The following is a 7,482-nucleotide window of genomic DNA, read 5'->3' on the forward strand; positions in this document are numbered from 1 at the left end:
CCCGTCGAACCTGTGCGAATCTGCATCGGGCGACTGCACAGATCGCAGTGGATGTCTGGCACATTCGTCGGATCGTTCGGACGCATGCCGTCTTTGCCTTTGGCGGTTTCTAATTTACCCTTAAAATCACCGTAGAAATTATCCAGCACACGCTTCCAATCTTGATGACCTTCCGCCACTTCGTCAAGCTTATCTTCAAGCCCAGCGGTAAAGGCATAATCCATCAGATCAGGAAAACTCTCCACCAAACGCTCGGTAACAATGTCGCCCATCTTCTCAGCATATAGACGCTTATTCTCTAGGCGAACGTAGCCACGTTCTTGGATGGTGGAGATGATGGATGCATAGGTCGATGGTCGTCCGATGCCACGGCTCTCAAGCTCCTTGACAAGGCTGGCCTCAGAATAGCGCGCAGGCGGCTTGGTGAAGTGCTGGCTCGGCTCGATGTTGATCAGTGGCAGGTGTTCGCCCACTTGTACGTTCGGCAGTAGTACATCATCGCTCTTGGCAGGTGGTTGAACCTTAGTGTAGCCATCGAATACGAGCGTGCGCCCTTTCGCCTTGAGCTCAACACCATTAGCATCAACGATCAGGCTCACCGAACGATAGCGCGCAGGCGTCATCTGGCATGCCACGAACTGACGCCAAATCAGCTCATATAGGCGCTGAGCGTCACGCTCCATCGCTGTCAGCTGGGTTGATTTGATGGTGACATTGGATGGTCGAATCGCTTCGTGCGCCTCTTGGGCGTTTTGTTTATTACCATAGAAATTAGGTTTTTCTGGCAGGTATTGATTACCATAATTATCCGTAATGTAGCCACGCACCGCACCAAGCGCATCTTGGCTCAAGAAAGTCGAGTCGGTACGCATATAAGTGATGAAGCCCGCCTCATAGAGTCTTTGGGCTAAAATCATGGTTTTTTTGACTGAGAATCCCAAGCGTGTGCTCGCCGCCTGCTGCAACGTCGATGTGATAAAAGGCGCAGACGCTCTAGACTGCGTGGGCTTCTCATCGATGCTAGAGACGATGAATTTGGCATCAGACAGGACATTCACGATGGCATCGGCATCGTCTTTATTGCCAAGCTTTAAGGTCTTACCTTTATATTTGGTGGCTTCTAGACGCAGATCCTCGCCAGCGGCTTGGTTATTGGTGTGAATCTCCCAATATTCCACCGGCACGAAGGCACGAATCTCGCGCTCGCGCTCCACCACCAGACGCGTGGCAACACTCTGCACACGCCCTGCTGACAGACCACGAGCGACCTTCGCCCACAGTAGCGGCGACACCATAAAGCCCACCACGCGGTCAAGGAATCGGCGCGCCTGCTGGGCATTAACACGATCGATGTTTAGCTTATCAGGATGCTCGAATGCTTTTTGGACAGCGGTTTTTGTGATTTCATTAAATACCACACGGCTGTACTTATCATCGCTACCGCCGATTACCTCCTTTAGGTGCCAAGCGATCGCCTCCCCCTCTCTGTCCAAATCGGTCGCCAGATAAATGGTGTCAGCGTCTTTGGCTAGGGATTTTAGTTCTTTGATGACCTTGGTCTTATTCGGCAAAATCTCATACACCGCCGCCCAGTCATGCTCAGGATCCACACCCATGCGACGAACCAAGGCGCGCTGCGCTTTTTCTTCGCGGGACAATCCTGTCTCATCCGCTTTGGCTTTGGTCTTATCTGTGCCAGATACAGGCAGGTCGCGCACATGCCCCACGCTAGAACGTACGATATAGTCATTACCCAAGTATTTATTAATCGTCTTGGCTTTGGCAGGCGACTCCACGATAACGAGCGACTTACCCTTGGCGGATGCCTTGGGTGCCGTCGTGGTGGACTTGGTGGTTTTTTTGGTGGATTTGGTTGTCGCCATGAAGCTGCCTTAAAAATGATTCAAAACGGTTTAATTTACTTTATTAATTATCCAATTTTTCCAAAACTGGAATCATCCCAAATGAGTTACACAAATATTTCTATTTATAAAATATCACACTACCCACACTCTGACAAGTATGTCAATATGCCATTAGGTGGGCATGTGATATTAATATGCGGTTAGTGCTTGGCTGATTTTATGCGATTCATCTCATCGCCCCATGCGGTGAGCTGTGCTTGTAAGGCTGTCAATTCTTGCTCCGCAAGGGATTTGTCAAGTTTCTTGGTGCCTTGCCAAGATTGATAACGACCATCATGCCAGTATATGATCAAGCTATTGGCTTTGGCTTGTAGTCCCACGACGTGATCGCCGATGTCCTTTGGCAGGTCGATCGATGCGCCATCTAAGGCATGACTATCCTCGATCGTCTGCCACGTGCCATCTGTCGCCGCCAGTCTCACCAGAGGCAGACGCCACTCATCATTAATGACTGCATAGGCCGTTACCATCTGATTCTTAACCGCGTGGTTATTGGCTCGCACGCCTGTCTGAACCGCAGCAGGCAGCCAGTCAGGACGGCTCACGAATTTTGGGTTAAATCCCAGTCGTCTGGCCAATAATCTAAAATCTGAGGTGCGTACCTCGTGCGCCTTTGGCTTGGCGGCGAACATGTTACCAAGCAAAAATCCCGCCACGACAAGCACCACAATCAGTGGCAATGAGCCTTGAATGTCCATACCGTCCTTACATTAGAATTTGGCGCTTGCCACTATTATCCGCCGCGCTCACCACGCCGCGCTCTTCCATCATATCCACGATGCGCGCTGCTCGGTTATAGCCGATGCTAAATTTGCGCTGCAATGCAGAGATAGATACTTTACGCGTCTCAAGCGTGTGCGACACCGCCAAATCAAAATACTCATCATCGCTGCCCGTACCGCTGTCGCCACTGCCTTCACCCTCGAAAGTAAAGCTGTCTGTCAGGTCGATATAATCAGGCACGCCGCGCTCACGCCATGCGTCGGTCACACGGTTCACCTCATCATCCTTGACATAGGCGCCATGAACACGCTCGGTCTCGATCGCGCCAGGCGCTAGGAACATCATGTCACCGTGACCCAGCATGTTCTCCGCGCCTGATTCCTCAATGATGATGCGACTGTCTGTGGCAGAGTTCACGCGCAGCGCCACACGCGATGGAATGTTAGACTTAATCAAGCCTGTCACGACGTTCGCCACAGGACGCTGGGTCGCTAGGATAAGGTGAATGCCTGCTGCGCGTGATTTTTGGGCGAGGCGGACGATTGGTTCTTCTGCGGTCTTGCCTAGCTGCATGATCATGTCGGCAAACTCATCCGCCACGACGACGATTTTTGAGAGTGGTTTTAGTTTTGGTACGATGTCACTTACGTGGTCGGATGCGCTCCATAGCGGGTCGATGATCGGTTCGCCCGATGCTTGGGCTTCTAGCACCTTTTGGTTAAAGGCGGCAAGGTTACGCACACGCAGCTTACTCATGAGCAGATAACGACGCTCCATCTCAGTCACGCACCAGTTAAGTGCGGCGGTCGCCTCAGTCATGTCAGTGATGACAGGCGTTAGCAGATGCGGGATATCAGCATAGTTCGCCAGCTCAAGCTGTTTTGGGTCGATTAAGACCAGCTTCAATTCATCAGGCGTGTACTTTAATAGCATCGACATCAAGAATGAGTTCACCAGCACCGATTTACCCGAACCTGTCGTACCTGCCACGAGCATGTGCGGCGCCTTGGCAAGGTCGGCAATGACGGGCTTGCCGCTGATGTTCGTGCCGATGGCAATGCTAATGCCTGCATTCGGATCTTTATAATCAGGGGTGTCAAGCAGTTCAATTAGGCTAACAATCTGACGCTTACGATTAGGCACTTCGATGCCAATATAAGGCTTACCTGCGATCACAGGGATCACACGCAAAGACGCCATCGACATCGAGCGCGCAAGGTCTTGGGCGATCTTACTAACGCGGCTTGCCTTGATGCCTGCCGCCAGATCCACCTCGAAGCGAGTCACCACAGGTCCCACCATCGCGGAGACGACTTCTGCCTTGACGTTGAATTCTAGTAGCTTAATCTCTAGCAGTGCCGACAGCTGGTCTAGCTCTTCTGGGGTGTAGGTGATGGTCGTGGCAGGCTTGGGGTCTAGGATATCAAGCTCTGGCACAGCGCTTAGACTCATGCGATATTCTAGCGTGCTCATCGCGTGCGATTTTGGTCGCTCGGTGCCTGATGGCATGGATTTTGGTAGATGATCGACGGGCAGGGTCTCTTCCTCATCAATCTCTTCTGCCTCGGCATAAATGACTTCATCTTGATGCGCAGCATGAGATGCGTAACTGTCATTGCTTAGCGCTTCTGGTTGATCATGCATTTGCCAATCGTGTTCGGCTTGTTCGTCGGCTTGTTCAATTAGAGCATCATTTGACAACCCTGCGAAGTCCACCCCGCCAAAGGCATTATTCTCATCCGATGTGCGCTCAGTACTAATGATCGGGGCTTGTTGATGCACATCAGCGGTCTCTTGATGGCTGTCTAGATAATCATCATGGCGAATCTGCTCATCTATCACATACTCACCAGACTGCTGAGCGGTCTCATGTGCAGGCTCATCATACGCATTGACATCATAAGCCGTATCAATCTCCACGCTGTCGTCTTGATGAGTCTGCTCATACGCATACGTGGCGCTGTCATGATTACCATCACCCATGACATCATCAGGTGCATCCATCTCTTCATAGTCAGGCTGAGTGTGCTCCTCATGCAGCGGTACTGCCTGCGCCTGCTGCTGAGCCAATTTCTCCGCTTCGGCATCGGCTTGTTTTTTGGCGATGAGCTCTTCACGAAGCCCAGAATTCACCAAGAAGCTCTCCAGCGTCCCTTGGTGGTTATGCGCCTGATAGACGGGTGTTCTTGGTGTGATTTGGCTGATGATCAGCTCATCATCCTCGGATACATCCGCACCACTCACTTCGTCTGATTCATCTGTATAGATGTCATCGTCGGTGGTGGTTTTGCGCTTGGCGAATTTTGCCCATAGTAGCGACCAACGCACCTCAAAGGTCAATGTCGCCACCAATAACGTCATGAGCACCAAGAACGCCATCGCGACGGGCACACCCAGCACGCCAGTCAGGCTACCTAACAGCTCATAACCAAGCATTCCGCCAAAGTTCGCTGCACTGTCCGCCTGCCACCACGCGCCCAGCTGAGCGAACATCGCACTGATGCACGCCAACAAGAACACATATGCAATCAGACGCAGCACCCACATCACAGAGCCGCGCGTCCACCACAGATGCACCAACTCATAGGCGAGCACCACCACAAAGAACCACGCGCCCAATCCAAAAAACGCACGCAGAATGTCCGCCACCCACGCGCCCAGACGACCACCGACATTACTGATGTCGCTGCTGCTGCCGACATGAGACCAAGCAGGGTCAGCAGGGTTATAAGACAGCAATGAGATGAATAAAAACGCCAAAAGCCCCACACCAATCACACTAAAAAACAGGCGCTTGATGATGGGTAATTTACCTAAGAATTGATTGACGGATTCGTGTTGGAGCAGTTGATTCATGGTGGATGCTTAGAGATTGGTGCATTAACAAACCCTACATTATATAGGATAACCGCTTGACATATCAAAATTTTTCGCATAGAACGAACAAAATTTTATCATTTTTTGATGTTTGATTTTATTGATGGCGGTGTTTTGGTGGATTTGGCTTGCAATTTTGGCAAAATTTCCCATATACTAATCAGCTTTTTATTATATTCATCCATTGGACACACTCATGAATCACCATCGCTTAATCATCCTAGGCTCAGGTCCTGCTGGCTACTCTGCCGCCGTCTATGCCGCGCGCGCCAACCTAAACCCTGTCATCATCACCGGCCTACAGGTGGGCGGACAGCTAACCACCACCACCGAGATCGACAACTGGCCAGGCGGTCGCCACGGTCTGACTGGCACCGCACTGGTCGAAGAGATGAAAGAGCATGCCGAGCGCTTCGGCACTCAGCTGATCTATGACCACATTCATAGTGTGGATTTTGAGCAGCGCCCATTTACCCTAACTGGCGACAGCACCACCTACACCTGCGACGCGCTCATCATCGCCACCGGTGCCACCGCCCAATACCTAGGCCTAGAGTCCGAAAGCAAATTCATGGGTCAAGGCGTATCTGCCTGCGCCACCTGCGATGGATTCTTCTACAAGAACCGCAAGGTCGCCGTCATCGGCGGGGGCAACACCGCAGTCGAAGAAGCCCTATACCTATCGAACATCGCCAGCCACGTCACCCTGGTGCACCGCCGCGACAGCCTACGCGCTGAGAAGATCATGCAAGATCAGCTGTTCGATAAAGTCAAAAACGGCAACATCAGCATCGAATGGAACTCAAGCGTCCAAGAAGTCGTGGGCGATGAGATGGGTGTTACTGGCGTGGTCATCAAGAACACCGACGGCGAAACCAAAACCCTAGACGTGATGGGCATGTTCGTCGCCATCGGGCACAAGCCAAATACCGCCATGTTCGATGGTAAGCTTGCCATGACAGACGGCTACATCGTGGTAAATAGCGGTCTTAACGGCAATGCCACCGCCACCAGCGTGCCAGGCGTATTCGCGGCAGGCGACGTCGCTGACCACATCTACCGCCAAGCCATTACCTCGGCAGGCACCGGCTGCATGGCCGCCCTAGACGCTGAAAAATACCTAGACAGCTTATAATCTGCACAAAGGGACGATCATCGTCCCTTTATTATTATCAGTCATCTTGCAAAAAAGTTACGGGTATCTTACAATAGGGTAAACCAAACCAAAAGGAAGAACCATGACCGTCAAACACTCTCTAATCGCCCTACTGCTGGGCGCAAGCCTAAGCCTAGCCAGCCCTGTTATGGCAAGCGAAGTCGAGTTTCAGCAAGCCGTATCACACATCACCAACCAAAACTACGACCAAGAAGCCTTTAACATATTTAAAAAATTAGCCGAGCAAGGCGACGCCGCTGCTCAGAATGAGCTGGGCTATATGTATAGTAATGGACAAGGCGTCCATCAAGATTATGGGCAGGCGGTGGCTTGGTATCGTAAGGCGGCTGAGCAAGGTGATGCATATGCTCAATACAATCTGGGTCAGATGTATCGTAACGGCCAAGGCGTGCGTCAAGATTATGCTCAGGCGGTGGCTTGGTATCGTAAGGCGGCTGAGCAGGGGGTTGCCAGCGCTCAATTAAATTTGGGCTATATGTATAGTAATGGACAAGGCGTCCGCCAAGATGATGCTCAGGCGGTGGCTTGGTTTCGTAAGGCGGCTGAGCAAGGTGATGCAGACGCTCAATATAATCTAGGTGTGATGTATGACAATGGACAAGGCGTCCGCCAAGATTATGCTCAGGCGATGGCTTGGTTTCGTAAGGCAGCTGAGCAAGGGCTTGCAGATGCTCAATATAATCTAGGCTTGATGTATAATAATGGCAAAGGCGTGCGTCAAGATTATGCTCAGGCGGTGGATTGGTATCGTAAGGCGGCTGAGCAAGGTGATGCAGATGC

General features: G+C 51.6%; 5 protein-coding genes. 2 read left to right on the forward strand and 3 right to left on the reverse strand.

Translation table 11 applies throughout. The features are described 5' to 3' along the window. The 3 genes from topA to GY683_RS06945 form a co-directional block, all read right to left on the reverse strand. The coding region (topA, locus tag GY683_RS06935; protein ID WP_297288043.1) for a type I DNA topoisomerase at window positions 1–1,883 on the reverse strand (1,883 nt) is incomplete at its 3' end. 182 nt (window positions 1,884–2,065) lie between these two features. Next, a complete protein-coding gene (locus GY683_RS06940) occupies window positions 2,066–2,623 on the reverse strand; it encodes a hypothetical protein (RefSeq protein ID WP_297288044.1) in 558 nt (185 codons plus the stop codon). 7 nt (window positions 2,624–2,630) lie between these two features. Beyond that, window positions 2,631–5,504 carry a DNA translocase FtsK gene (locus GY683_RS06945; RefSeq protein ID WP_297288045.1) on the reverse strand — a complete coding sequence of 958 codons (2,874 nt, stop codon included), beginning with the start codon at window positions 5,502–5,504 and terminating at the stop codon, window positions 2,631–2,633. Between the two features lie 217 nt (window positions 5,505–5,721). Between GY683_RS06945 and trxB the strand changes: the two genes are divergently transcribed. Both trxB and GY683_RS06955 read left to right on the forward strand, forming a co-directional pair. Continuing rightward, on the forward strand, window positions 5,722–6,660 hold the full coding sequence (gene trxB / locus GY683_RS06950) for a thioredoxin-disulfide reductase (RefSeq protein WP_297288046.1): 939 nt from the start codon (window positions 5,722–5,724) through the stop codon (window positions 6,658–6,660). Window positions 6,661–6,763: 103 nt separating this feature from the next. Next, window positions 6,764–7,482: tetratricopeptide repeat protein (locus GY683_RS06955; RefSeq protein ID WP_297288047.1), on the forward strand; the 719-nt coding region annotated here is incomplete at its 3' end.

This window comes from Moraxella sp., assembly GCF_024227015.1.
Lineage (GTDB): Bacteria > Pseudomonadota > Gammaproteobacteria > Pseudomonadales > Moraxellaceae > Moraxella.